This window comes from Magnetospirillum aberrantis SpK (genome assembly GCF_011022235.1).
Classification (GTDB): domain Bacteria; phylum Pseudomonadota; class Alphaproteobacteria; order Rhodospirillales; family Magnetospirillaceae; genus Magnetospirillum; species Magnetospirillum aberrantis.
The window spans coordinates 94,655-118,874 of sequence record NZ_JAAIYP010000045.1 but is presented as its reverse complement, the minus strand read 5'-3'; the positions used below and the strand labels follow the sequence as shown (position 1 = coordinate 118,874).

18 protein-coding genes and 1 pseudogene are annotated in these 24,220 nt (G+C 64.7%); 13 read left to right on the top strand and 6 right to left on the bottom strand.

All coding sequences use genetic code 11. The features are described 5' to 3' along the window. Positions 1-91 precede the first annotated feature (91 nt). Together G4223_RS18530 and G4223_RS18525 are read right to left on the bottom strand one after the other, a co-directional pair. Positions 92-1,201 carry a tyrosine-type recombinase/integrase gene (locus tag G4223_RS18530; RefSeq protein WP_163682795.1) on the bottom strand — a complete coding sequence of 370 codons (1,110 nt, stop codon included), beginning with the start codon at positions 1,199-1,201 and terminating at the stop codon, positions 92-94. Positions 1,202-1,328: 127 nt separating this feature from the next. Next, on the bottom strand, positions 1,329-2,555 hold the full coding sequence (locus G4223_RS18525; protein WP_163682793.1) for a hypothetical protein: 1,227 nt from the start codon (positions 2,553-2,555) through the stop codon (positions 1,329-1,331). Positions 2,556-2,879: 324 nt separating this feature from the next. Here G4223_RS18525 and gpmI point away from each other — a divergent pair, with 324 nt between their 5' ends. The 6 genes from gpmI (at position 2,880) to G4223_RS18495 (ending at position 10,840) form a co-directional block, all read left to right on the top strand. After that, positions 2,880-4,436, top strand: coding sequence for a 2,3-bisphosphoglycerate-independent phosphoglycerate mutase (gpmI, locus tag G4223_RS18520; RefSeq protein WP_163682792.1), 1,557 nt, complete (start codon positions 2,880-2,882; stop codon positions 4,434-4,436). Beyond that, the gene (locus tag G4223_RS18515; RefSeq protein ID WP_338086931.1) at positions 4,423-5,874 is read left to right on the top strand and encodes a peptidoglycan DD-metalloendopeptidase family protein; all 1,452 of its coding nucleotides are present in this window, start codon (positions 4,423-4,425) and stop codon (positions 5,872-5,874) included. Before gpmI ends, G4223_RS18515 begins: the two co-directional genes overlap by 14 nt. Further along, entirely contained in the window at positions 5,871-7,217 is a 1,347-nt protein-coding gene (locus G4223_RS18510) for a S41 family peptidase (RefSeq protein ID WP_163682790.1), read from the top strand. The genes G4223_RS18515 and G4223_RS18510 overlap by 4 nt, the downstream gene beginning before the upstream one ends. Positions 7,218-7,483: 266 nt before the next feature. Further along, positions 7,484-8,830, top strand: coding sequence for a divergent polysaccharide deacetylase family protein (locus G4223_RS20310; protein WP_163682788.1), 1,347 nt, complete (start codon positions 7,484-7,486; stop codon positions 8,828-8,830). Further along, positions 8,827-9,321 (top strand): RNA pyrophosphohydrolase, encoded by a 495-nt coding sequence (locus G4223_RS18500; protein ID WP_163682786.1) that lies wholly within the window; start codon positions 8,827-8,829, stop codon positions 9,319-9,321. Before G4223_RS20310 ends, G4223_RS18500 begins: the two co-directional genes overlap by 4 nt. Positions 9,322-9,388: 67 nt before the next feature. Next, entirely contained in the window at positions 9,389-10,840 is a 1,452-nt protein-coding gene (locus G4223_RS18495) for a sensor histidine kinase (RefSeq protein WP_163682784.1), read from the top strand. On the opposite strand, the gene G4223_RS18490 is transcribed toward G4223_RS18495, so the two are convergent. The 4 genes from G4223_RS18490 to G4223_RS18475 all read right to left on the bottom strand — a co-directional run bounded on the left by G4223_RS18490 (position 10,837) and on the right by G4223_RS18475 (position 17,881). Continuing rightward, complete coding sequence (locus tag G4223_RS18490; RefSeq protein WP_163682782.1) at positions 10,837-12,435, bottom strand: FAD-dependent oxidoreductase; 1,599 nt, start codon at positions 12,433-12,435, stop codon at positions 10,837-10,839. The two genes, G4223_RS18495 and G4223_RS18490, sit on opposite strands and share 4 nt — an antisense overlap. 72 nt (positions 12,436-12,507) lie before the next feature. After that, positions 12,508-13,587 (bottom strand): hypothetical protein, encoded by a 1,080-nt coding sequence (locus G4223_RS18485; protein WP_163682780.1) that lies wholly within the window; start codon positions 13,585-13,587, stop codon positions 12,508-12,510. Positions 13,588-13,771: 184 nt separating this feature from the next. Continuing rightward, complete coding sequence (secA, locus tag G4223_RS18480) at positions 13,772-16,468, bottom strand: preprotein translocase subunit SecA (RefSeq protein WP_163682778.1); 2,697 nt, start codon at positions 16,466-16,468, stop codon at positions 13,772-13,774. Between the two features lie 126 nt (positions 16,469-16,594). Next, complete coding sequence (locus G4223_RS18475) at positions 16,595-17,881, bottom strand: sensor histidine kinase (RefSeq protein WP_163682776.1); 1,287 nt, start codon at positions 17,879-17,881, stop codon at positions 16,595-16,597. Between the two features lie 186 nt (positions 17,882-18,067). On the opposite strand from G4223_RS18475, the gene G4223_RS18470 reads away from it, so the two are divergent. The 7 genes and pseudogenes from G4223_RS18470 to G4223_RS18445 all read left to right on the top strand — a co-directional run bounded on the left by G4223_RS18470 (position 18,068) and on the right by G4223_RS18445 (position 24,202). After that, the gene (locus G4223_RS18470) at positions 18,068-18,904 is read left to right on the top strand and encodes a peptidylprolyl isomerase (protein WP_163682774.1); all 837 of its coding nucleotides are present in this window, start codon (positions 18,068-18,070) and stop codon (positions 18,902-18,904) included. 101 nt (positions 18,905-19,005) lie between these two features. Next, positions 19,006-20,235: a bifunctional glutamate N-acetyltransferase/amino-acid acetyltransferase ArgJ gene (gene argJ / locus G4223_RS18465; protein ID WP_163682772.1), complete on the top strand. Its 1,230-nt coding sequence runs from the start codon at positions 19,006-19,008 to the stop codon at positions 20,233-20,235. Between the two features lie 7 nt (positions 20,236-20,242). Continuing rightward, positions 20,243-20,719, top strand: a pseudogene (locus tag G4223_RS20465) (GNAT family N-acetyltransferase); the annotation flags it as partial. A gap of 63 nt (positions 20,720-20,782) precedes the next feature. Continuing rightward, a complete protein-coding gene (locus G4223_RS20460; RefSeq protein ID WP_420844463.1) occupies positions 20,783-21,232 on the top strand; it encodes a (deoxy)nucleoside triphosphate pyrophosphohydrolase in 450 nt (149 codons plus the stop codon). Positions 21,233-21,278: 46 nt separating this feature from the next. Then, positions 21,279-21,539 (top strand): hypothetical protein, encoded by a 261-nt coding sequence (locus tag G4223_RS18455; RefSeq protein WP_338086930.1) that lies wholly within the window; start codon positions 21,279-21,281, stop codon positions 21,537-21,539. A gap of 200 nt (positions 21,540-21,739) precedes the next feature. Then, positions 21,740-23,431, top strand: a complete 1,692-nt coding sequence (locus G4223_RS18450; protein ID WP_163682768.1) for a flagellar hook-length control protein FliK — start codon at positions 21,740-21,742, stop codon at positions 23,429-23,431. 15 nt (positions 23,432-23,446) lie between these two features. Next, positions 23,447-24,202, top strand: coding sequence for a flagellar hook assembly protein FlgD (locus G4223_RS18445; protein WP_163682766.1), 756 nt, complete (start codon positions 23,447-23,449; stop codon positions 24,200-24,202). The last annotated feature ends 18 nt before the right edge of the window (positions 24,203-24,220 follow it).

The following is a 24,220-nucleotide window of genomic DNA, read 5'->3' as shown; positions in this document are numbered from 1 at the left end:
AACGTTGCGTCTTGGTCAGGATCGGCACAGTGCGGGAACACCGTGCCGATCCGCTCTGCCTGAAGCCGTCAGGCGGCGGGGTCCGGGGTGCTCACCCCTTCTTGCCAAGCAGGCGCTCGGCGAGTTCAACGGCGTCCTGCGCGGCCAAATGCTCGTACCGCTTGAGCATGGCAAGGGTCTGGTGGCCGGAAACCACCGCAGCCTGCGTCAGGTTGGCGCCGCCTTTCAGCATCTTGGTGATGGCGGAATGACGGGTGGTGTGCAGCACCACTTGGTCGAGGGGATCGTCCCTGTCCTTCAGCAACCCGGCGCGCTTGCGGACGAACCGCCAAATGGTATCCACGTTTTTCGGTCGTTCTGGGTGCCGGGGATCGAAGAACACGTAATCGGAATTGATCGGGCGCACCTTGCTGGCCTGTTCCAGCGTGGCCCGCACGTCGGAAACCAGGGGCAACGCCCTGGCCCGGCCGTTCTTGGTTTCGTTCAGGATCGCCACCGATTCCGTCAGGTGCACATCCTGCCATTTCAGGTTCAGCACTTCGGATTTCCGCGCGGCCGTCGTCAGCAGCATGCGAAGGAACAGGGGCATCATCGACCACCGGCACGCTTCGGAAGCGTCCAGCAGGCGCGTGACCTCAGCTTCGGTAAGGATGCGCCGCCGTCCGTTGCCCTCGGTCAGCTTCCCCACCTTTCCGGTCTTCATGGGATGGGCGTCAATCATTCCCCGCTTGAGCGCGAAGTTCATAACCGCCGACAAGGTGGCGAGATAGCGATTGACCGTTGAGGGCGCCAACGGCTTGCCGGTCGGCTTCGGCCCGCGGGCGGTGATCCGCATAGCCGGGCGGGTCTGTAGCACCGCTACCGCCGCGTTGATTTCGGCATGGTTCACCTCATCGAGGTGCAGCGCCCCAAACTGTTCAATCCAGAAATCGAGGTGGCAGGAATCCCAATACCGGGTGCCCTTCATCGGGGGCGCTACGGCGAACAGATCGGCGAGCTTCTTGAACGTGGTGCCCGCGCCCTTGGCTTTCTTGTCAAGCAAGACGGAGGCTTCGTTGTTGCGCAGCCACTCTTTCGCATCGGTCTTGGTGCGGAACGTCTTGGACTGGCTCTTGAAGCCCTTGCGCCGAATGTGCGCCCGGTAGGTCGTAACGGCCTTGCCGTCCTTACCGACCCGCTTCTCTTCGACGATAGATCCCATGGTGTAGGCTCCTTCCTAGGGAATTACGCGCTTTTACGCGCATAGCTGCTAAAACCCTTGGAAAACCTACACTACCATAAGATTTTAAGTCGCCAGAGTTTACCAATTTCTCCACGTCCCCGCGTGGTCAGAAGTCGATATTCTTTCGTTTGCGGACAACGCTGTCAATGTTGATGCCGGGCAAACTTGCGGGCTTGCGTGTTATGCCCGAGAAAGCCGAAGCCTTTCGCTTTGGATCGGCGTCGGCATAGTACCTTTCCAGCATGGCGACGCTGGTTCCCATCGCACCCGCCAGGAATATGGGATCGATGTCCGGCTGGAACACCAGGATGTTGGTTCCATAGAAGTGGCGGCAGCAGTAGAGGGTCCGCTTCCTGCCCTTGTGGTCGATCAGCAACCCGGCATTCTTCAGCACCACCTGGAAGGTGCGGTTCATGTCGCCAACAGCCTCGCCATCGGGATAGCGGAAGATCAGGTCGGTGTCCTTGCTGGGCGGCGAAATCTCGCGCATGCGGGTCAGCCATTTACGGCAGGCAGCGCGAACGATGACACCGCGTCCGCCGCGCTTACCGGCCTGGACACGAAGTTCCGGATGCGTCGAGCCGTCGGGAGCTTCCCATTCCGGATCGTAATCGCACCAGCGCAGGGTGTTCATCTCGATACCGGGACGCAGGCCGCTGGTGCACAGCACGCCCACATAGCACTCAAGGATCTCGCGCTTGACGCGGCTGCGCGCCTTCCGGCCCGTGCCCGCCGCGTCGCTCAGCGCCTGCATGATGGCGGTGTAGTCGTCATCCAGGAAGGCGTTACGTGCCTCCGGGGCCTTGCCGCCGTTGTATTGCTGGGGAACCTGGAAGTCCTTCATCCAGCTGTGCAGCAGCGCGCATTTGAACACCTGCGACATGGCCGAGTTGTGATTGCGCAGCGTGCTGTAGCCCATGCGCCGCCCCCATTGCGCCTGTTTCCAGTCCTGCCACTCCTTCATGTCCTTGTAGGTCAGGCCATCAATGGGACGATTGCCGAAGAAGGGGATGATCCACTTGTCGATGGTGAACATGTAGTGGTTCCAGATGACCTTGCCCGAACCGGCGTCGAGGGCCTCCTGCATCTCCATCTTGGCTTGTTCGCAGACGTGACGAACCGTGCGGGAATCCGGAACAAGGTTATTGCTGACGCGGAACTTCATTTCCGCGTAATGGTGCAGCGCCTGTTCCCGCGCCTTGTTTTCGTCGGAAGTGCCAGTTGAAATCCGCTTCCATTTGCCATCAGGCAAGCGAATGCGCGCCGAGTAATTTTTGGTTCCGTCGCGGATATAAAGCCTGATATCTTCAGTGACGGTAATTTCTGTTGCCATACCGCGCTCCAAGTCCATGGGCACGCAGCAGCGTGCGCGCGAATACTGTGCATGGACTGTGCACGCGCGTCAACGGCAAGAATTTCCAGCTAAATCAATGCGGTAAGTGGCAAAAACACGTAGGCGCAATCTTTTTTAAGTCGCCAGAGTTTACCAATTTCTCCACGTCCCCGCGTGGCATGGGGCGCCATTCTTCCGCCAGCGCCCGACGCTGTCAATGTCGATGCCCGCAACCGCATGGCCCCCAACCGGGAAAAGGTATAGGCTTGCACCGCCCGCGCCTGCGGACCAGATCAACAAGAAAGCTCAAGACCAGCGCCCGACATGACCAAGCAAGCCCACACCCCGCGTCCCGTCGTCCTGTGCATCCTTGACGGCTGGGGACATCGCGACGATCCCGCCGACAACGCCATCGCCCTGGCCGACACCCCCACCTGGGACCGGCTGATGGCCAGCGTCCCGCATGCCCTGCTCAAGACGTCGGGTCTGGCGGTGGGGCTGCCCGACGGCCAGATGGGCAATTCCGAGGTGGGGCACATGAATCTGGGCGCCGGCCGCGTGGTCATGCAGGACCTGCCGCGCATCGACCAGGCGGTGGCCGACGGTTCACTGGCCGGCAATCCCCTGTTGGCCGAAGCCTTCGCCAAGGTCAGGGCGGCGGGCGGCACGCTGCACATCATGGGACTGATGAGCCCCGGCGGCGTCCATTCGCACCAGGACCATCTGGCGGCGCTGGCTCGCATCGCCGACGCGGCCGATGTCCCCGTCGCCGTGCATGCCTATCTGGACGGCCGCGACACGCCGCCCAGCTCGGCGCGCGACTTCGTCGCCAAGTTCCAGGCGGACATCAAGGACACCAAGGCGGCCATCGCCACCGTGTCGGGCCGTTATTACGCCATGGATCGCGACAAGCGTTGGGACCGCGTGCAACTGGCCTTCGACGCCATCGCGCTGGGAAGCGGGCCGCGGGCCGCCGACGCCCTTTCGGCCATCGACGCGTCCTATGCCGCCGGCAAGACCGACGAATTCGTGTTGCCGGTGGTGATCGGCGACTATGCCGGCATCAAGGACGGCGACGGCCTGTTGATGGGCAACTTCCGCGCCGACCGGGCCCGCGAGATCCTGCACACCTTGGTTGACCCCGCATTCGACGGCTTTGTCCGGGCCCGCGTGCCGCACTTCTCGGCGCGGCTGGGCCTGACCGAGTATTCCAAGGATTTGTGCGCCTTTCTGGACACCTTGTTCCCGGCCGAAAGCCTTTCGAACCTGTTGGGCGAGGTGGTGAGCGCCGCCGGCAAGACCCAACTGCGCATCGCCGAGACCGAGAAATACGCTCACGTCACCTTTTTCTTCAACGGCGGCCGTGAACAGGTCTATGACGGCGAAGACCGCATCCTGGTGCCCAGCCCCAAGGTCGCCACCTACGACCTTCAGCCCGAGATGTCGGCGCTTGAGGTCACCGACAAGCTGGTCGAGGCCATCGGCTCGGGCAAGTACGACCTGATCGTCGCCAACTACGCCAATGGCGACATGGTCGGCCATACCGGCATCCTGGAGGCGGCCATGAAGGCCGCCCACACCGTGGACGGTTGCCTGGCGCGGCTGGAAGCGGCGGTGAAGGCGGCGGGCGGCGTCATGCTGGTGACCGCCGATCATGGCAACGCCGAGATGATGACCGATCCCGACACTCACGAACCCTATACCGCGCATACCACCGGTCCGGTGGACGTGCTTCTGGTGAACGGTCCAGCCGGCGCGGATGCCTTGGCCGACGGCAAGCTGGCCGACGTGGCGCCGACCCTTCTGGCTTTGCTTGGTCTGCCGCAGCCGGCGGAAATGAGCGGCCAGCCCTTGTTGTCGGGGCGCCGTGCGGCGGAATGACGGCCTTTTGCCGCTGATGCTGGCGGCGGTTCTGGCGGCGGGTCCGGTTTTGGCGCAAGCGCCGGACCCGGCCACCGCCGACCGCCGTCTGCACGAGCTTGAGGACCAATTGAAACGGTCGCGTGCCGAGCACGAGGAAATCAAACGCAAGGCCCGTGCCATCACCGACGAACTGGGCCAGATTCGCACCGACATGGTCAACGCCGCCCGCGCCGCCCAGGAAAGCGAGGAAATCCTGAGCGAGTTGGAAACCCAGCTTGAGGATTTGAAGTCGCTGGAAGGCGACAAGGGCGAAACGCTACGGCGGCGGTCGCAACAGATGACCGGCGTGCTGACCGCCTTGCAGCGTCTGGCGTGGCGGCCGACCGAGGCCTTGCTGGCCCAGCCACAGACCCCGGCGGACACCGTGCGTTCGGCCATCCTGCTGCGCGCCGCCGTGCCGCAGATCGAACGCTCGGCCCAGGATCTCAAGGGCGAGATCGACATGATGGCCCGCGTGCGGGCCGATATCGTCCAGCAAAAGAAACGAATCGCCACCACCGCCGCCCGGCTTGAGGGCGAGCACAACCGTCTCAAGGATTTGTGGCTGCGCAAGTCCAGCCTTCAGACCGCCACCTTGGCCGAGTCGGATGCCGCCGAACAACGCCTGCGAAACCTGGCGAGCGAAGCCGAGGATTTACGCGACCTGTTGACGCGGCTGGAAGAGGAACGCAAACGCCGCGAAGCCGAGGCCGCCGCCAAGGTCGCCGCCGAAAAGGCCGCCCGCGAGGCCGAGATCAAGGCCCAAAAAGCGGCGCGCGAGGCCGAATTGGCCGCGCAAAAGGCGGCGCGCGAGGCCGAATTGGCCGCGCAACGGGCGGAAAAGGAACGCAAGGTCCGCGAGATGGCCGCCGCCCAGACGGCCCGCGAAGCCGAACTGGCCGCGCAAAAAACCGCCAAGGAAGCGGAAATCATGGCCCAGAAAGCCGCCCGCGACGTGGAAAAGGCGGCGCGCGAGGTTGCCGCCTCGCGCACCGCCTCGACCGGCCGCTCGTTCAGCCAGGGCCAAGGCCAGATGCCGTTTCCGGCCCGCGGCCGCATCATCACCCGGTACGGGCAGACCAACGATGTCGGCGTGGTCAACAAGGGGCTTGAGATCGCCACCCGCAAGGGGGCCCAGGTCATCGCCCCCTTCGACGGCCAGGTCGCTTTCGCCGGGCCGTTTCGCGGCTATGGCCTGCTCTTGATCATCGAACACAGCGAAGGCTATCATACGCTCCTTGCGGGCATGGCCCGGATTGACGCCACGGTCGGACAACGCCTCACTTCGGGCGAACCCGTCGGGATCATGGCTCAGGACGAAGCCAAGCCCATGTTGTATGTGGAACTGCGCCGCAACGGCCAGCCCGTGAACCCCTTGCCTTGGCTCACCGCTCAGAAACGTAAGGTTAGTGGATGATTCGCAAGACTTTGATTGCTGCGGGTGCGCTTGCCCTGCTGGCTGGCACGTCGCTTGTTCCCGCCCACGCGGCCGAGCGCAAGGAAACCTATAAGCTGATGGAACTGTTCGCCGAGGTGTTCGAGAAGGTCCGCTCGGACTACGTCGAGCCGGTGAACGACGAGGAACTGATCGAGGCGGCGCTGAACGGCATGCTGACCTCGCTCGATCCCCATTCCAGCTACCTCAATCCCAAGAATTCGCGGGACATGGACATCAACACCAAGGGCGAGTTCGGCGGCCTTGGCATCGAGGTGACCATGGAACAGGGCTGGGTCAAGGTGGTGTCGCCCATCGACGACACCCCGGCCTTCCGCGCGGGCATGCAGCCGGGTGACTTCATCACCCACCTCGACGGCGAGCCGGTCCAGGGGCTGACCCTGTCCGAGGCGGTGGACCGCATGCGCGGCCCGGTCAATACCGACATCAAGCTGACCGTGCGTCGCGTTGGGGCCGAACCCTTCGACGTCAAGCTGACGCGCGCCGTCATCCGTATCCAGACGGTGCGCTCGCACGCCGAAGGCAATATCGGCTATATCCGCATCACCCAATTCAGCCAAAGCACCCACGGCGATCTGGTCAAGCACATGGCCGAGTTGAAGAAGTCCATCGGCAAGGACATCGCCGGCTTCGTCATCGACCTGCGCAACAATCCCGGCGGATTGCTGGATCAGGCCATCGCCGTGTCCGACGACTTCCTGGACAAGGGGGAAATCGTCTCGACCCGTTCGCGCAAGGCCGAGGACACCCAGCGCTTCAACGCCCGCGCTGGGGACATCGCCGACGGCCTGCCGCTGGTGGTGCTGATCAACGATGGTTCGGCCTCGGCCTCGGAAATCGTCGCCGGCGCGCTTCAGGATCATCGCCGCGCCCTGCTGCTGGGCAGCCGGTCGTTCGGCAAGGGCTCGGTGCAGACCCTGATCCAGTTGCCGGGACATGGCTCCATGCGCCTGACCACGGCGCGTTACTACACGCCTTCGGGCCGGTCGATCCAGGCGGTCGGCATCGAGCCCGACATCAAGGTGCTGCAAGCCAAGGTCGAGCCGATCGCTGTTCCCGAGCGGGAACGCCGGGCCGAGGCGCATTTGCGCGGTGCGCTGGCCAATCCAGACGCCCCGAACGGCAAGGAAGACAAGAAGGCGGCGCCCCAGGGCAAGGCGACTCCCGAGCCCGAGCCCGAGGATGCCGACGGCAAGCCGGCTCCCGTGGTGATCAAGCTGGGCGACCCGACCCAGGATTACCAGATGGCCCGCGCGCTGGACCTGATCCGCGGCCTGTCGCTGTACCGCGCGCCCGCCAACTAGTGCATTGAAACATTCAGATGGTTCAATGCACCAAGCCCGAGCGGCACTTGAGCTTGGCTTGCGCCGCAGCCGCAGCCGCCAAAGGCAAGCCTAGTGCTCTGACGCATATGAATGCGTCGGAGCACTAGGCACGGCACGCAATTGTCGGACGCCGCCCGGTGCGTTGGCCCCGGGCGGCGTTTCCGTAAGGACTTATTGAATTCTTAACCGGGCCGTCCGCATGGTCTTGGCATCATGGGACGGACACGGCGCGCATAAGGGTGGCAATGCTCTCGTTGGACGACGACGAGGATCTGATTGCGGAACGGCTGCTCGGATCGGTGGAACCCGAACCGCGCCGGCGCGTCAACCTGCGCCCGCTGTTGACCGGCCTGTTGGTTCTGGTGCTTGGCGGCGGCTTGGGAGCCGGGGCCTATCTGGCTTCCACCATGGACACGCGCGATCTGATCGCCCTGCTCGACATCGGCGACCGGCCCCGCCTGTCGCTGGAAATGCCGGGGCGCAACAACCGTGGCGACAGCACGCCGCCGGTGGTCTCGGGGGCGGGGCCATTGCTCACGCCTCCCGGCGCGCCGGGCGAAAACGACACCCCCGCCCTGGTGCCGCCGCAGACCGGCCACACCGAGGGCGAAGGCCACGAAAGCCCGCCGCAACCGGCCGCCCCGGTCGAAACGCCTCCCCCTCCCGTGATCGCGCCGCCGGTTCCATCCGGTCCGGTGGCGACCACGTCGCCGCCGGTGGTGCCGGCCGCCCCGGTTGCCGCCACGCAACCGTTGCCCGCCGCCGGCTATCAGGCCCCAAGCTACGCTTCGTTGCCGGACCCCGCCACCAAGGCGCAGCCGTTGCCGCCGGCCCCGATCGAGGAGCTGTTGCGCCGCAGCGCCTATGGACCGTTGCCGGTGGTGTCGCGCGGCGGCCAGACCGCGTTCCAGGCCTATGCCCGACCGTTCGAGATGAAGCCCGGAAAAATCCGCATGGCCGTGGTGGTGGCCGGACTGGGCCTGGACAAGGACGCGACCGAAGCCGCCATCGACAAGCTGCCGCCCGAGGTCACCCTGGCTTTCAGTCCCTATGCCGGGGCCTTGGACAAATGGGTCAAGCGGGCGCGTGACGCCGGGCACGAGGTCATGGTCATGGTGCCTGCCGAATCCGAAGGCTTTCCCTCTCGCGACCCCGGTCCCTGGGGGTTGTTGGTGGGCAACCCGGCCGAAGAGAACATTACCCGGCTGGAACAGGTGTTGGCCCGTGTGCCCGGCGCCTTCGGCGCGCTGGCGCCCGGCGGGGCCTTCGTTCGCTCGCCCAAGCTGGCGCCGGTGCTGGCCGCGTTGCGCGAACGTGGACTGGCCTTCGCCGGAGAGGGAGCCAAGCTCGACGTGGACTTGCCGCGTGCCGAAGTCATCGCCACCATCGACCACGACCTGTTCCGCGACGCCATCGAGAGTCGTCTGAACGCCGCCGCCGACATCGCCCGCAAGAACGGGCGGGGGTTGCTGGTGGTCACCCCTCGCCCGGTGGCCTTCGACCGTCTGTTGGGATGGTTCGGGCGCATGGGCGAACAGGGTTTGGTGCTGGCCCCGGCCTCGGCTGTCGTCACCTTGAACGGAAAGTCATGAGCAAGCTCGTCCCCTATCACGACCGCCCTTACCGCCCCAATGTCGGCCTGGTGCTGTTCAACGCCCACGGTCTGGTGTTCACCGCGCGACGGATCGACACCAACCAGGACGCCTGGCAGTTCCCCCAAGGCGGCATCGACGACGGCGAGGACCCGACCACCGCCGCCTTGCGCGAGATGGAAGAGGAAATCGGCACCGCCAAGGCCGAGGTGATCGGCGAAAGCCAAAGCTGGTTCTCCTACGATCTGCCGCCCGAAGTGGCCGACCGTTGGCACCAGGGCCGCTGGCGCGGCCAAAAACAGAAATGGTTCGCCTTGCGCTTCCTGGGCGACGATTCCGACATAAACATCGCCACCGAACACCCGGAATTCGCCGAATGGCGGTGGATGCGGCTTGAGGATGTTCCCGCGACCATCGTGCCGTTCAAACGGGCGCTTTACGAACAGGTGGTGGCCGAGTTCCTGCCTATCGCCCGCTCTTTCGGCGGCTGACGCGGCCAATCGCCAGCGGTCGGGAAAATTGGTAGTGTTGTCGGAAGAGCGTGGCAAGGAAAGCCGCATGAGTTCACCCGATCACCGCCAGCCGCAAGACGAGTTGCGGTCAATCCTCGACAACATGACCGACGTGTTCTATCGCACCGATGCCCAGGGACGGATTACCCTGGTGTCGCGGTCGGTCGAGGATTTGTTGGGATGGTCCCGCGAAGAGGTGCTGGGTCGCGACGTCCGCGACTTCTACGTGGATTCCGATCAGCGCCTCTTGCTTCTGGAACATCTGGATAGCCAGGGGGGCCGAATCCTGGGGCACGACCTGGCCCTTCGACGGCGCGACGGCGCCGTCGTGTGGGTTTCGGTCAGCGCCCGCCGTTTGAGTGAACGCGAAGGCGGCGGCACCGAAGGCACCGTGCATGACGTTTCCGACCGTCGCCGCGCCGAGGCCGAGGCCCGGCACCGCCGCGAAGTGGTGCAATCGCTGCTGAACGCCACCAGCGACGCCACCATGCTGATCGATGGCGACGGCGCCTTGCTGGCCTGCAACCAGGTGTTCGCCGAGCGCCTCGGCCATACGGTGGAGCAGTTGATCGGCCACGACCTGTTCGCCCTGTTTCCGCCAGAGGTGGCCGCCCGCCGTCGCATCGCCTGCGCGCAGGCGGCAAGAAGCGGCGAAACCATCGTGTTGCGCGACATCCGTGGTCAACGTCACCTGCTCAACACCATAACACCCGTTCCCAACCCGGACGGGACGCCGTGGCTGGCGGTGTTTTCCCGCGACATCACCGAGGACGTGGAAACCAAGGCCCGGATCGAAGCGCATCTGGCGACCATCCGTCGTTCCAACGAGGAACTGGAGCAATTCGCCTATGTCGCGTCACACGACCTGCGCGAACCGTTGCGTCAGATCTCCAGCTATATCGGCCTGTTGGAACGCCGGTGCGCGGAATTGTTCGACGACGACGGACGCGAGTTCATGGCCTATGTGAGCAACGGCGCCCGGCGGATGGATTCGTTGATTCTCGACCTGCTGGCGTTTTCCCGCGTCACCCGCCACGAGGTCGAGATGAGCGACGTGGTCTTGGCCCGTGCTGTCGCCGCCGGTTTGGAAGTCTTGAACCTCGCTCCCGAAGACAGCGTCGAAGTGGCGGTGGATGATGGTTTCGTCATCCATGGCGATTTCGGCCAACTGGCCCGGATGTTCCAGAACCTGATCGGCAACGCCCTGAAATACCGTTCCCCGGAGCGTCCAGCACGGGTCAGGGTGCGGGCGGAACGCCAAGAGGGCGGCACGGTCGCCGTCGCGGTGATCGACAACGGTATCGGCATCGACCCTTGCTACCATGACCGGATTTTCCGCATTTTTCAGCGCCTGCACGGCGGCGGCAAGTACGAGGGGACCGGCATCGGTCTGGCCATCGTCAAAAAGGTGGCGGAAAACCACGGCGGCATGGTCGGCGTGGAATCCGCCCTCGACCAAGGCAGCACCTTCACCGTGACCTTGCCGCTGGTGGATTAGGCGAAGGGGCCGAAGCGGTCGCCCAGGCGCAGGGCCAGGGCGGCGATGGTCAAGGTGGGGTTGGCCCAGCCGCCGGTGGGAAACACCGAACTGCCGGCGATGTGCAGATTGGCGACCCCGTGTACCCGGCCGTGCCGGTCCACCACGCCATGGGCGGGATCGTCGGCCATGCGGGTGGTTCCCATGTGGTGGTAGCCGCCGATGGGGTGGGCGCTGATCTTGGGGTCGGTGTGCCACAGAGGCCCGTTCTCGTCCAGCCAATCGGCCGGGCCGAGTTCGCCAAGATTGTCGCGCGTCAACGCGGTGCCCAAGGCTTCGACCAGGGAACGGACGCTGTGCTTGTCGAGCGCGGTGAAGTTCCAGTCGAGCAGGGTGCGGGGCATCCCCAACGCGTCGCGTTCGTCGGCCAACGTCACCCGGCTGTCGGGATTGGGTGCCTGTTCGGCGCGGACGATGACCGCCACTTCCGCCTGTCCGCTTTTGATCGCCAGCCACGGGCGCAAGGGATGGGTCGCCTCGTTCAGCCACCGCAGGCCGCGCTTGGTCATCCGCCAAAGCCGGCGGTTGGTCGAGGTGGCGTCGAGATTGTGCTTGAGCGCGGCGTAAGAGCGCGCGATCAACGCCTGGCGCGCAGCCTCGGGCTGACGCAAGCCCAGGGTGATGGCGCTGTTGAGGGATCGGGTACGTTCCTGTGCCGTCTCGGACAGGCGCAACAGGGCGGCATGCGACGCGGTTCCGGTCCGGTGGCGGCGGCCGAACGTGCGCAACAATTCCCAGATGCCCGGTCCGCTGACCCGGCCGCCGCGCGCGTGGGGGTGTTCCATGAAGAACCGGCCCACCAGATCGCGATCATTGCCGATACCCGCCGCCGCGACGTCGCACGACGCCAGCAACAGGCGCGGGTTTTCGATGCCGCCCAAGGCCAGCACGAAATGGCGTGCGGTCACCGTGGCGCATTTTCCCGATACGTCGCGGATCGTGGCCGAGGAAACGAAGCTTGCTCCGGGATCAAGATGCAGGGCGGTCACCGTGGCGTGAGTCAGGACACGGCAGCGGGGATGGTCCAACACGTCGCCGATCCTGGGGGCGGCGAAGCGGTCGGCCACGTCGTCGAAGCTCCAGAACCCGACCGCCAGATCATCCCGGTCCAGGGACTGCAACAACGGCAAGCAATCCGCCATCGACCGGCGGTCGGCCGCGGGGGCGGGGACCTGGAAAATCTTCAGCGCCTGATCGTAATAGGGACGCAATTCCGCAAGACCGAACGGCCATCCGCTGTGCGGCACCCAGGCCCGCGTCTCGAAATCGACCGGGTCCAGTTCAGCGCAGCGGCCGCCCCAGATGGCGGTGGTGCCCCCCAGCATGCGCAGGCTGACGGAATCGAGGTCGTAATAGGGATGCCCGATTTCCCCGCCCGCCGACAGGTTCTGAACCCGCGTTTCGAAATCCGTGCCGCCGCTTTCCACCAAAAGGACCGACCAGCCCAGCGCCAGCAATCTCCGGGCCAGGGTCAGGCCGGCAATTCCGGCACCGATGATGCAAATGGGCGTGTCAAAGGTCTGGTTCGAATCAAGGGAACGAAGGTCGGCAAGCATCGCAAAATGGTCAAGTTCACAGGTTTGTGAAGTGTACCACTCGCATGTTGCGTTGCCACAAAATATTCATCTTCAGGTGTTGTTCGTTTTCGGAGCCAGGATCTCGCCGAACACGGCGCGAATGTCCTCGAATGCCGGCGGCGGCAGACCGCCCAATTGCGCAAGACGGTCGGCATAACGCTTGACCATCCATTGAGTGGCTCCGCCAATCCCGAACACCGAACGGTATTCGTCTTCGCCCAAGGTGACGTAGGCGACGAAGAAGAAGCTGACGAACAGCCGCAAGTCGCCCCCCAGCACCGGCATGATATGAGCCAACGCCTCGGGCGCGGTGCCGGCCACTTGGGCGATGGCACGGCGCAGCTTGCCGGCGTCGCGATCCGGGAACAGCCGCGCCAGATCCATCTGGCTGCACACCTTGTACAACAGGTCCGAATCCAGCGTGTCGCCGCTGGGCTTGATCAGCCTCTGCGCTTTGTCCAACAACAAGGGGGGGCGCCCCTCGGCCAGACCGGCCCGTTCCTCGCGGCTGGCCAGCGCCCTGAGTTCGCTGGGTTCGCGGATGTCGAGAAGACGAGGGCCCAGTTGTGCCACCATCTCGGGCGCCAGAGGGGCGTAATGGGGGATAAGACCGGCTTGCCAATCGAACCGCAGATGTTCGCGGATCATCCCGAACAGCCGGTCGCCAGCCCCCACCACCTTGCGAAAGGTCGGCGGCGGCGGCGCGCTGAGACCCAAGGCGCGGGACATGCGGGCCAACAGTCCGGGGCGGTGCTTGGGCACCAGCTTGACCCGTTTGGTCGCGCCCAGCTTGCGGCGGAAATAACGTCGCGCCGACGCCTGGACGATCAGCGTCACCGCCTCGCCCAAGGTACGGCCGCATGACAGTGTCGCGTCGTCGCGCACCACCGGTTGACGGGACGCATCGACCACATGGCCAGAGAACAGTTCGGGCCGGGAACGGAACAGGCGGAAGCAATCGTGCAAAATGGTGGGATCGTTCATGGCGGCCTCGTAGGCCACCTCGGTCGTCACCCCGCGCAAAGGCTCGATCTCGGCCTGGAACACGCTCACCAACTCACCCTTCAGGGCGTCGGCGATCTGTTGCGTGGGTTTCGGTGAATTCTGCTCGAACGGGCTGCGTGTTGTCACTGCGTCTACCCCAAGACGTGACACTGCCCTCCCCCATGCAAATGCTTATCATTGAAGATGGGGTTTTTCTTCCGTCGAAATGTAACTTCTTGCAACCGTCACAAACGGACAACACGCGATGCAAACGAAACGGGCGGCCCATGGGGGCCGCCCGGCGTTAAACAAAGCCTGTCCAGGCCGTCGCTCAGCCAGCGGCGGAGCCGTGGCAATGCTTGTATTTCTTGCCGGACCCGCACGGGCACGGCGCGTTGCGCGGCGTCGCCCCCCAGGTGGCGGGATCGGAGGGGTTGACCGACGTGTCGCGGCGCACCAGGCCGGCGGCCTCGGCGTCTTCGGCGAAAGCGGGGTCCTGGCGGCTTTCATGCATTTCCGAAGGCGCATGCGGCGCCAGCGTTTCCTCGACGTCGCTGGGGCCGACCCGAAGCTCCACATGGGCCAGGACGCTGGTCACCCGTTCGCGCAGATCGTGCAACATCTGCTCGAACAGGTTGAAGGCCTCGCGCTTGTATTCGTTCAGCGGGTCGCGCTGGGCATAGGCCCGCAAGCCGATACCCTGGCGCAGGTGGTCGAGTTGCAGCAGGTGCTCTTTCCACGACTGGTCGAGAATCTGCAACAACAGGCTCTTTTCCACCATGCGCATGACCTCGGGACCGTAATCGGCGGCCTTGGCCGCCATCTTGCGGTCGACGGCGTCGACGACACGGTGCTTGACCTCCTGGTCGGCGATGCCTTCTTCCTTGCCCCATTCGACGATGGGCAGGTCCAGGTTGAAGACGCGCAGCACTTCCTCGTGCAGGCCGGCCAAGTCCCATTGTTCGGCATAGGCGCGTTCGGGGATGCAGCGGGCGACCATCTCGTCCACCACTTCGTGGCGCATGCCGACGATCTCGTCAGACACGTCGTCCACCTGCATCAGTTCCTTGCGCTGCTCGTAGATGACCTTGCGCTGGTCGTTCATGACGTCGTCGAACTTCAGCAGGTTCTTACGAACGTCGAAATTCCGCGCTTCGACCTTTTGCTGAGCCTTTTCCAGGGCCTTGTTGATCCAGGGATGGACGATGGCCTCGCCTTCCTTGAGCCCCAGCTTCTGCAACATGGTGTCCATGCGCTGCGAACCGAAGATGCGCATCAGATCGTCTTCCAGCGACAGGAAGAACTTGGAGGCGCCGGGGTCGCCCTGGCGGCCGGAACGGCCGCGCAACTGGTTGTCGATGCGGCGGCTTTCGTGGCGTTCGGTGCCGATCACGTAAAGGCCGCCGGCTTCCAGCACCCGCTGCTTGTTGGCTTCGACCTCGGCACGAATGGCCTCGACCTTGGCCGGGTCGGCGTCGGCGCCCAGTTCGTTGCGTACCCGCATGTCGAAATTGCCGCCCAACTGGATGTCGGTGCCGCGGCCGGCCATGTTGGTGGCGATGGTCACCGCGCCGGGCACGCCGGCCTGGGCGACGATGCTGGCTTCCTGTTCGTGGTAGCGGGCGTTCAGCACGCTATGCGGAATCTTCTTCTTCTTGAGAAGGTCGGCCAGAAGCTCGGACTTCTCGATCGAGGTGGTGCCGACCAGGATCGGCTGTTCGCGGGTCCGGCATTCCTCGATCAAGGTGACGATGGCGTCGTACTTCTCGCGCGCGGTGCGATAGACCTCGTCGTCGTGATCGGCGCGGGCGACGGGGTTGTTGGTCGGCATCTCGACCACTTCCAGGTTATAGATTTCCTGGAATTCGCCGGCCTCGGTCATGGCGGTGCCGGTCATGCCCGACAGCTTGGGATACAGACGGAACAGGTTCTGGAAGGTGATCGAGGCCAGCGTCTGGTTCTCGTTCTCGATCCGCACGTTTTCCTTGGCCTCCAGCGCCTGATGCAGGCCCTCGCCATAGCGGCGGCCTTCCATCATGCGGCCGGTGAACTCGTCGATGATGATGACCTTGTCGTTCTTGACGATGTAGTCGACGTCGCGGGTGAACAGCTTGTGCGCCCGCAGCGCCTGGTTGGAATGGTGCACCAGGCTGACGTTGGCGTAGTCGTAGAGGTTGCCCCCGGTCTTCATCAGGCCGGCCTCGATCAGCAACTGCTCCATGTGCTCGGTGCCGGCCTCGGTGAAGGTGACGGCGCGCACCTTCTCGTCCTTTTCGAAATCCTCGTCGGAAAGTGACGGGATCAGGCGGTTGACCAGGCGGTACAGTTCGGAATTGTCCTCGGTCGGACCCGAGATGATCAGCGGCGTGCGCGCCTCGTCGATCAGGATCGAGTCGACTTCGTCGACGATGGCGAAGCTGAACGGCCGGTGGACCATTTCCTCCAGCCGGAACTTCATGTTGTCGCGCAGGTAGTCGAAGCCCAGTTCGTTGTTGGTGGCGTAGGTCACGTCGCAGGCATAGGCGGCCCGGCGCTGCTCGTCGTCCATGCCGTGCACGATGACGCCGGTGGTGAGGCCCAGGAAGCGGTAGACTTGGCCCATCCATTCGCTGTCGCGCTTGGCCAGGTAGTCGTTGACGGTGACCACGTGCACGCCCATGCCGGGCAGGGCGTTGAGGTAGCCGGCCAGGGTCGAGACCAGGGTCTTGCCTTCACCGGTCTTCATCTCGGCGATCTTGCCGGAATGCAGCACCATGCCGCCCATCAACTGGACGTCGAAATGGCGCTGACCAAGGGTGCGGCGCGCCGCTTCGCGCACGGTGGCGAAGGCTTCGTCCAACAGGTCGTCGAGGTCGGCGCCTTCGGCCAAGCGGTTGCGGAACTCTTCCGTCTTTCCCTGCAACTGGGCGTCGGAGAGCGCCTGGAACTCGGGTTCCAGGGCGTTGATCGCGGCCACATGGGCTTTGAGCCCCTTGATGATGCGGTCGTTCGCGGTTCCGAAGAGCCGCCGGGCGATGGCGCCGAACATGCGTTGAGACCTCGGGAATTCTGTGGTTGGCCGCGGGGCGCGGGGGCCTTTTTCGACCGGCAACAGATAGAGCCCATGGGGGGTTCTGTCAATGACGGGCGGCCAACTTTGCCTTATCCCCCCGCCTCAGGCCGGCAGGGTGAAGCACACCGCGACGCCGCCGTCGTTGCCGTCCTCGATCCAGATACGGCCGCCATGGGCTTCGACCAGCTTGCGGGCCAGCGCCAGGCCGGTGCCGTTGCCGGGGATGCGGTCGCGGGTGTGAAGGCGGGAAAACAACGAAAAAACCGCTTCGCGGAATTCCGCTTCGATGCCGATGCCGTTGTCCACCACCCGTACTTGCCATCCCTTGTCGATCTGCCGCGCCTCGACCGTGATCTTGGGCGGCACGCCGGGCCGGCGGAATTTCAAGGCGTTGCCCAAAAGCGCGTGCAACACCACCGCCAGCTTGCCGGGATCGGCGTCGAGCCACGGCAGGTCCCGCGCGACGATTTCGGCGTCGCAGGATTCGATGACCGTTCGCAATCCCTCGACCGTGTCGGCCACCAGACGGCCCAGCGACACCCGCATGGGCACGAATCCCGAGGTCAGGGCGAAGCGTTCGGCGTCGCCGATCAAGGCCTTGAGGCGGGCGATGCCTTCGACCGTGTAGGCGATGAACTGCCGCCCCTCGGCATCCAGTTGGCTGTCATAACGTTTGGCCAGCAATTGCACGAAACTGCCGACCTGACGCAACGGCTCCTGAAGGTCATGGGACAGGGCGTGACTGAGTTCGCGCATGCGCTCGTTGGCCGCCGCCACTTCCTCGAGGCTGCGCATCAGCTCGCGCTCGGCCTTCAGTTTGGCGGTGACGTCGACGATCTGCACCAGCCGCAGATAGCGCCCTCCCACCAGAACCATCCGGCCATAGGTGGCGACGTCCAGCGGACGCCCGTCCTTGCAGCGCATGCGCCACACTCCGCCGCGCTCGCCGTCGATCAGACGCGGCAGGCTGGCCTCGAAGGTCACCCGCGTCTCTTGGGGCATGAGGTCGGTGAAGGAAAGCCCGCGGGCCTCGGCCGGGTCATAACCGAACAGTCGTCCGGCGGCGTCGTTGATCTCGACCAGACACAGGCTTTCGGGATCATAAAGCGCCAGCGCCTCGGGACTGTCGGCGAACAGCATGCGGTAGCGGTTCTCGGAATGCTCGATGGCCCGCAGCAATTGGACGCCCACGCCATAGATCAAAAGCGCGCTGATCCCGACGAAGAACCAGCCCTTCCAGGTCTGGACGGTCGTCAGGGTGATCGGGTCATGGACCAGCATCGCCACCACCAGATCGGACACCGCGATCCAGATCGTCCCGAAAATGGCGTAGATTGCCGCCAATGCCAGGGCGAAATACGCACTTCTGGTTGAAATTATGGCGCCCATCCCCTCCCTCCCGACGAAAGGCGCTTCAGTTTAGCATCGTTTGTGGGAATGATGGCACCCCGCCTTAAGGGGGACAGCCGAGGCCGCTCTTGTGCTGGTCCTCGGGTTGTGCTTCAACCGCCGTATCGAGGTGTGGAAGCCTGCGCTCCGGCGACCGTCCTCTTTCTTGCAAGGAACATTCGACCGATGAAGATCCTTTCCGCCCGCTGCGCCTTCCTCGCCGCCGGTTTTGGCGTCCTTTTGGCTGCTCCGTCCGCTTGGGCCGCGGACAAGGACCCGGTGGTCGCCGTGGTCAACGGCAGCGAGATCCATGCCTCGGCGCTCGCCTCCTACCGCCGGACCCTGCCGCCGCAGATGGCCGCGCAAGTGCCGTACGAAGCGCTTCTCGACAGCATGATCAACAACCGTCTGGCCTTCGACCAGGGCAAGAAGGAAGGTATCGACAAGGACCCCGAGGTCAAGCAGGCGCTCAAGGACATCGAGCAGCAGCTGGTGGTGAAGGCGTGGATGGGCAAGAAGCTCAAGGCCGCGGTCACCGACGAGGCGGTCAAGCAGGGCTATGACAAGTTCCTGGCCGAGTTCAAGCCGGCCGAGGAAGTGCGCGCCCGCCACATCCTGACCGAGAGCGAAGAAGCGGCCAAGGTGGTGATCAGCGACCTGCAAAAGGGTGCCGACTTCACCGAGACCGCCAAGGCCAAGTCCAAGGACCCGTCGGCCCGTCAGAATGGCGGCGACCTGGGTTACTTCACCAAGGACGAAATGGTGCCCCAGTTCTCGGAAGCCGCCTTCGCCATGAAGAACGGCGAATTGTCCACGACCCCGGTGAAAAGCCAGTTCGGCTGGCATGTGATCAAGGTCGAGGACCGCCGCATGAGCAGCCCGCCCAGCTTCGAACAGGCCCAGCCGGTGCTGCGCGAGAAGCTGGCCGAGGACACCGCCGAGGCGCTGATCTCGGACATGCGGGCCAAGGCCAAGGTCAAGCGCTTCGACCCCGAGGGCAAGCCGCTGCCCGACGCCAAGTAACAGAACTTTTATCCGGGAAAGCATGGATGGACGGCGCGCCGCGCCGCCATCCGTGCTAATCCATCCGTCATTCGTGTCATTGTCTCAAGGACGCCGCTCCCATGACCGCGCTTTCGCCGCTCGCTCCCGCTGCTTTTCCGACCATGCCGCCTTTGGCCGGTGTCCGTCTGGCCAGCCACGCCTGCGGCATCCGCTATCAGGGACGGACCGACCTGTTGTTGGTCGAGGTTGACGCCGGGACCAGTGTCGCCGGGGTCTACACCAAATCCTTGACCTGTTCGGCCCCGGTCGATTGGTGCAAGACGGCCAGCGCCAAGGGCAAGGGCCGGGTTCTGGTGGTCAACTCGGGCAACGCCAACGCCTTCACCGGCGCCCTGGGCGTCGCCTCGGTCGAGCGCACGGCGGCCAAGACCGCCGAATTGTTCGATTGCAAGAAGACCGAGGTCTACATCGCCTCGACCGGCACCATCGGCGTGCCGCTGCCCGATGAAAAGATCACCGCCGCCCTGGCCGACGCGCGGGCCAAGCTGTCGGCCGATTCCTGGGCCGACGCCGCCGCCGCCATCATGACCACCGACACCTTCCCCAAGGGCAGCACCCGCACCGCGACGATCGACGGCGTCACCGTCACCATCAACGGCATCGCCAAGGGCGCGGGCATGATCGCGCCCGACATGGCGACCATGCTGTCCTTCGTCTTCACCGACGCCGACTTGCCGCACGACGTGCTTCAGGAGCTCTTGAAGAAGGGTACCGACCGCTCGTTCAACGCCATCACCGTGGACAGCGACACCTCGACCTCCGACACGCTGTTGCTGTTCGCCACCGGCAAGGCCGGCAACGCCAGGGTGACCGACGCCAAGGACAAGCGTCTGGCCGATTTCAGGAAGAAGCTGTTCGAGGTGCTTCTGGACCTGGCCCATCAGGTGGTCAAGGACGGCGAGGGGGCGAGCAAGTTCGTCGAGATCACCGTCACCGGCGCCGCCGGCAACAAGGCGGCCAAGACCATCGCCCTGGCCATCGCCAACTCGCCCCTGGTCAAGACCGCCATCGCCGGCGAGGACGCCAATTGGGGCCGCGTGGTCATGGCCGTCGGCAAGGCCGGCGAAAAGGCCGACCGTGACAGGCTGTGCATCAAGATCGGCGGGGTCGAGGTGGCCAGGAACGGTCAGGTGGTCGAAGGCTACGACGAGACCCCGGTGACCGCCCACATGAAGGGCCAGAACATCGTCATCGAAACCGATGTCGGCATCGGCAAGGGCAAGGCCACGGTGTGGACCTGCGACCTGACCCACGCCTATATCGACATCAACGGCTCGTACCGTACCTGATCCGGCCATGTCCGACGAAGAACAGGGCTGTTGGTCGGCGGGATCGGTATGGCGCGGCCAGCCGTTGCTGAGCGCACGCCTCAAGCTGCGCCCCTTGCGGGCGGACGACGCGCCGCGACTGGCCGAATTGCTGGATGATTGGGAGGTGGTGAAGCACACCGCCGCCATCCCTCATCCTTATACCTTGGCCGACGGCGAAACCTTCGTCGCCGCCATGGAGGTCAAGCGTCAGATCCGCAAGGGCATGGCGCTGGCCATGGAACGCAGCCTGGATGGCGTGGTCATCGGTGTCATCGGCTTTGGCCTGGAAACCGACGGCACCCCGGAATTGGGCTGGTGGGTCGGCCGTGAATACTGGGGTCAGGGCTACGCCACCGAGGCGGCGCGGCGGCTGGTACGCCACCTGTTCGACGATTTGGGCTATCCTTCGGCCTGGGCCGCCGCCCATCCCGACAATTCCGCCTCGCGCGCGGTGATGGACAAGCTGGGCATGGTTCTGGCCAAGCATCAGCGCATCGGCCAGCCGGCGCGCGGCCAGTCGGTGGTGATGCCGGTCTACACCCTGGATGCCGAGGATTGGGGCAGGGCCCACGCCGCCCGGCCGACGCTTCTGGTGGCTGCGGCGGCGTTGATCGATGTCGATGGCCGCGTGCTGATGGCCACCCGGCCGCCGGGCAAGATGATGTCGGGGCTGTGGGAATTCCCTGGCGGCAAGGTCCATGCCGGCGAAACGCCCGAGGCGGCGCTGGTCCGGGAACTGGACGAGGAATTGGGAATCGATGTGCGGCAAAGCTGTCTGGCGCCGCTTGCCTTCGCCTCGCACGATTACGACACCTTCCATCTGTTGATGCCGCTTTACGCCGTGCGCCAATGGCACGGCGATCCCGTCGCGCGTGAAGGCCAGGGGCTCAAGTGGGTGCGTCCCACGCGCATGGGCGACATCCCCATGCCACCTGCGGATATTCCTCTGGTGGCATTGTTGCGCGATTGGTTATAATCGCCATCGCTTACACCCGTCACCTCAGGTGACACGGAGGTTGGCGGTGCCCTTGAACTGCAAGGAACGTGAAGCCCTGCGCTTCCTTGGCGTGCATCTGGTCTATGGACTGGCGGCGGCGTTCACCTTTGGCGCGGCGGTTCTGGGGATCAACCTGGGCAATCTGTGGACCCTGATCGTCAACTCGAACCATCCGGTGATCGTCACCGTGCTGTTCTTCTTTGGTCTGAGCGTGACGTTCGGCAGCGTCGGCATGGGCGTCGGCATCATGAGCTTGGCCAGCGACGACGAAAGCGAACATCGCTAAAACCGGTCCGCAAGGCGCTACCCGGAATCCCTTTCCCGGTAACCGGCAGTTTTTTCCCGCCCGAAAATCCCCCGCTGCCCGTATGGGGTGCGGAAAACTCATCTAACGCATTGTAATTGAACGATATCCGCTTTCCCGAAATTTTGGCACGACATCTGCATCGACAGTTGGGCCAAAAGCTCCATCACGGGGAAGCGGACATGACGGTTTATTCGATCAACCAGCGGATTCTCGAACAATCCGCCGCCACCACGTCGGCGACCAGTTCCGGTAAGTCGGACGAGGACGCCGCCGCCGACTTCGTCAACGCGCTGCAAAAGGCCGCGTCGACGTTGTTCTCTGGAAGTGCGACCGCCTCTCCGTCCGCCGAGAAGGCGTTGGCCAGCCATTTCGACCGCAAGGAAGAACAGGCGGCGCAACCCAAGGCCGAAACCACGTCCTCGCGGACCGAGACCACCCGTTCGTCCCGCCAGGAAGCGCGCGAAGAGCGCGCCGCCACCCGCGCCGAGAAAAAGGCGGCCCGTGACGACGCTCGCGCCGAACGGGCGGATGCAAAGGATGGAACCAAGGCGGCCCCGGCCGAGCAATCCGACGAGCAAGTGAGCCAGGATGGTGACGGCGTCGCGGTCACCGCCCCCGAAACCGCGCCGGCCGAAACCGTCGCCGTCGAACAGCCGGTGCAGCCCGAAGCCGTCGCCGTGGTCGTCGAGGCCCCGGTGGAACAGGCCGTCCAGCCCCAGGTGGCCGAGGCCGCCGACACGGTGGCCGTCGAAGATGCCGCTGTCGAAACCGCCGATACCCCGGCCGAGCAGTTGGCCGCGTTGCCGCAGGCCGCCGAGGATGACGACAGCCCCGAGACCGCTTCCCCCGCCGATGCCGAGACCGAGAGCGAACAACCCGCCCTGACCGCCGACGACGTTCAGACCGCCACTCCCGTCCAGGCCCAGCAGGCCGCCAAGGGCAAGGACAAGGACAAGGTGCAGGAACAGGCCGACGATCTGGCCGAGCGTCTGGACGACACCGGCGCCCAGGTGCGCGTCGCGGTCAAGGTGGACACTGCCGCCAAGCCGGCCGAAACCGATACCGTCGCCGATCCGTCCGCCGACCCGTTGCTGCCGCACGAAGCGGCGGCGCAGGTGCCGCAGCCCAACGCCGGCACCGCCGGGCGCAATCCGGCCGACGCCCAGAATTCCGGTCTGGCCGCGACCCAAGGCAACGCCAACCCCGCTGCCCAGGGCCAAGCCGCAGGTCAGGCCGCCACTCCCTTCGAAGCCATCATGGCCGCCCAGGCGGAGGCCACCGCCGCCAAGCCGGCGGACGCTTCCGCCGGACAGACCCAAGGCGGCACCCAGCCGATTGCCGGACTGACCGGGGCCACCGGCACCACCGCCGCGCAAAAGGCCCAGGCGCCACAGGCCGCCCAGGCGCCGCGCCAGGCCCAGGTGCCGCAGGAACAGCAACAGGTCATGGACCAGATCAGCGTCCAGATCGCCAAGCAAGCCAAGAACGGCGGCGATACCATCAAGGTGCAGTTGAAGCCGACCGAGATGGGCTCGATCGAGATCAAGCTGGACGTGGCCAAGGATGGCACCGTTACCACCGTGGTCACCGCCGACAACAAGGACACCCTGGACATGTTGCGACGCGACCAGAGCAGCCTGCAAAAGGCGCTGAACGACGCCGGGCTGAAATCCGACCTCGGTTCCATGAGCTTCAATCTGCGTGAAGGCAATCAGCAGCAGAGCAACCAGCAAGGCAACGAAAGCCGTGTCGGCCGCCGCCGCGCCCGTCTGGAAGCCGCTGCCGCCGCCGACGCCGCCAACGCCACCGCCGCCGCCGCCGCTCAAGTCCGTTGGGGCATGAGCAAGGCCGGCGTGGACATCCAGGTCTAAGGGGGAGAAACGGCCATGACCACCACCGCCGGGGTCGATTCATCCACCGCCGCCGCCGCCACTTCGGCAACCAGCCGCAAGTCGCTGGCCCAGAACTTCGACACCTTCCTGACCATGCTGACCACCCAGCTCAAGCATCAGGACCCGCTGTCGCCCATGGATTCCACCGAATTCACCAACCAGTTGGTGCAATTCGCCGGCGTCGAACAGCAGATCAACGCCAATTCCAACCTGGAAAAGCTGATCAGCGCCACCAGCCTGAACACCAAGTCCCAGGCCATCAACTACATCGGCCATTTCATCGAAGCGGACACCAGCGCGGTGCCGCTCCAGGACGGTGCGGCCAGCTTCTCGGTGACCTTGGACGCGGAACCCGCTTCCGTCGTCGCGGTCATCAAGAACGCCGACGGCGACATCGTCGCCAACAAGACCCTGCAAAAGATTTCGGGTCGCCAGGAAGTCACCTGGGACGGCAAGGACAAGGACGGCAACCAGTTGGACGACGGCCTTTACACCATCACCGTCAGCGCCCTTGACGCCGAGGGCGAGGCCATCGAAAGCGCCGTCACCGTGTACGGCAAGGTCACCGACGTCGCGTCCGACGACACCGGCACGTTGATCGGCATGGGTAAGGTTGTGGTCAACATCGACAAGATCTTGACCGTTCGAGATAGCGCCAGCGTCCAGTCGGACACTGACTCGACAGATTCGACCGATACGGCCGATTCGACCGACTCGACCGACAACACCACCGACGAAACGACGAACTGACGACTGGCCTAGCGGATA

Bases quoted from the DNA above. Each gene is read 5' to 3' on its own strand.
- G4223_RS18530 (WP_163682795.1), bottom strand. From the start codon at position 1,201: ATGGGATCTATCGTCGAAGAGAAGCGGGTCGGTAAGGACGGCAAGGCC.
- G4223_RS18525 (WP_163682793.1), bottom strand. From the start codon at position 2,555: ATGGCAACAGAAATTACCGTCACTGAAGATATCAGGCTTTATATCCGC.
- gpmI (WP_163682792.1), top strand. From the start codon at position 2,880: ATGACCAAGCAAGCCCACACCCCGCGTCCCGTCGTCCTGTGCATCCTT.
- G4223_RS18510 (WP_163682790.1), top strand. From the start codon at position 5,871: ATGATTCGCAAGACTTTGATTGCTGCGGGTGCGCTTGCCCTGCTGGCT.
- G4223_RS20310 (WP_163682788.1), top strand. From the start codon at position 7,484: ATGCTCTCGTTGGACGACGACGAGGATCTGATTGCGGAACGGCTGCTC.
- G4223_RS18500 (WP_163682786.1), top strand. From the start codon at position 8,827: ATGAGCAAGCTCGTCCCCTATCACGACCGCCCTTACCGCCCCAATGTC.
- G4223_RS18495 (WP_163682784.1), top strand. From the start codon at position 9,389: ATGAGTTCACCCGATCACCGCCAGCCGCAAGACGAGTTGCGGTCAATC.
- G4223_RS18490 (WP_163682782.1), bottom strand. From the start codon at position 12,435: ATGCTTGCCGACCTTCGTTCCCTTGATTCGAACCAGACCTTTGACACG.
- secA (WP_163682778.1), bottom strand. From the start codon at position 16,468: ATGTTCGGCGCCATCGCCCGGCGGCTCTTCGGAACCGCGAACGACCGC.
- G4223_RS18475 (WP_163682776.1), bottom strand. From the start codon at position 17,881: ATGGGCGCCATAATTTCAACCAGAAGTGCGTATTTCGCCCTGGCATTG.
- G4223_RS18470 (WP_163682774.1), top strand. From the start codon at position 18,068: ATGAAGATCCTTTCCGCCCGCTGCGCCTTCCTCGCCGCCGGTTTTGGC.
- argJ (WP_163682772.1), top strand. From the start codon at position 19,006: ATGACCGCGCTTTCGCCGCTCGCTCCCGCTGCTTTTCCGACCATGCCG.
- G4223_RS20460 (WP_420844463.1), top strand. From the start codon at position 20,783: ATGCCGGTCTACACCCTGGATGCCGAGGATTGGGGCAGGGCCCACGCC.
- G4223_RS18450 (WP_163682768.1), top strand. From the start codon at position 21,740: ATGACGGTTTATTCGATCAACCAGCGGATTCTCGAACAATCCGCCGCC.
- G4223_RS18445 (WP_163682766.1), top strand. From the start codon at position 23,447: ATGACCACCACCGCCGGGGTCGATTCATCCACCGCCGCCGCCGCCACT.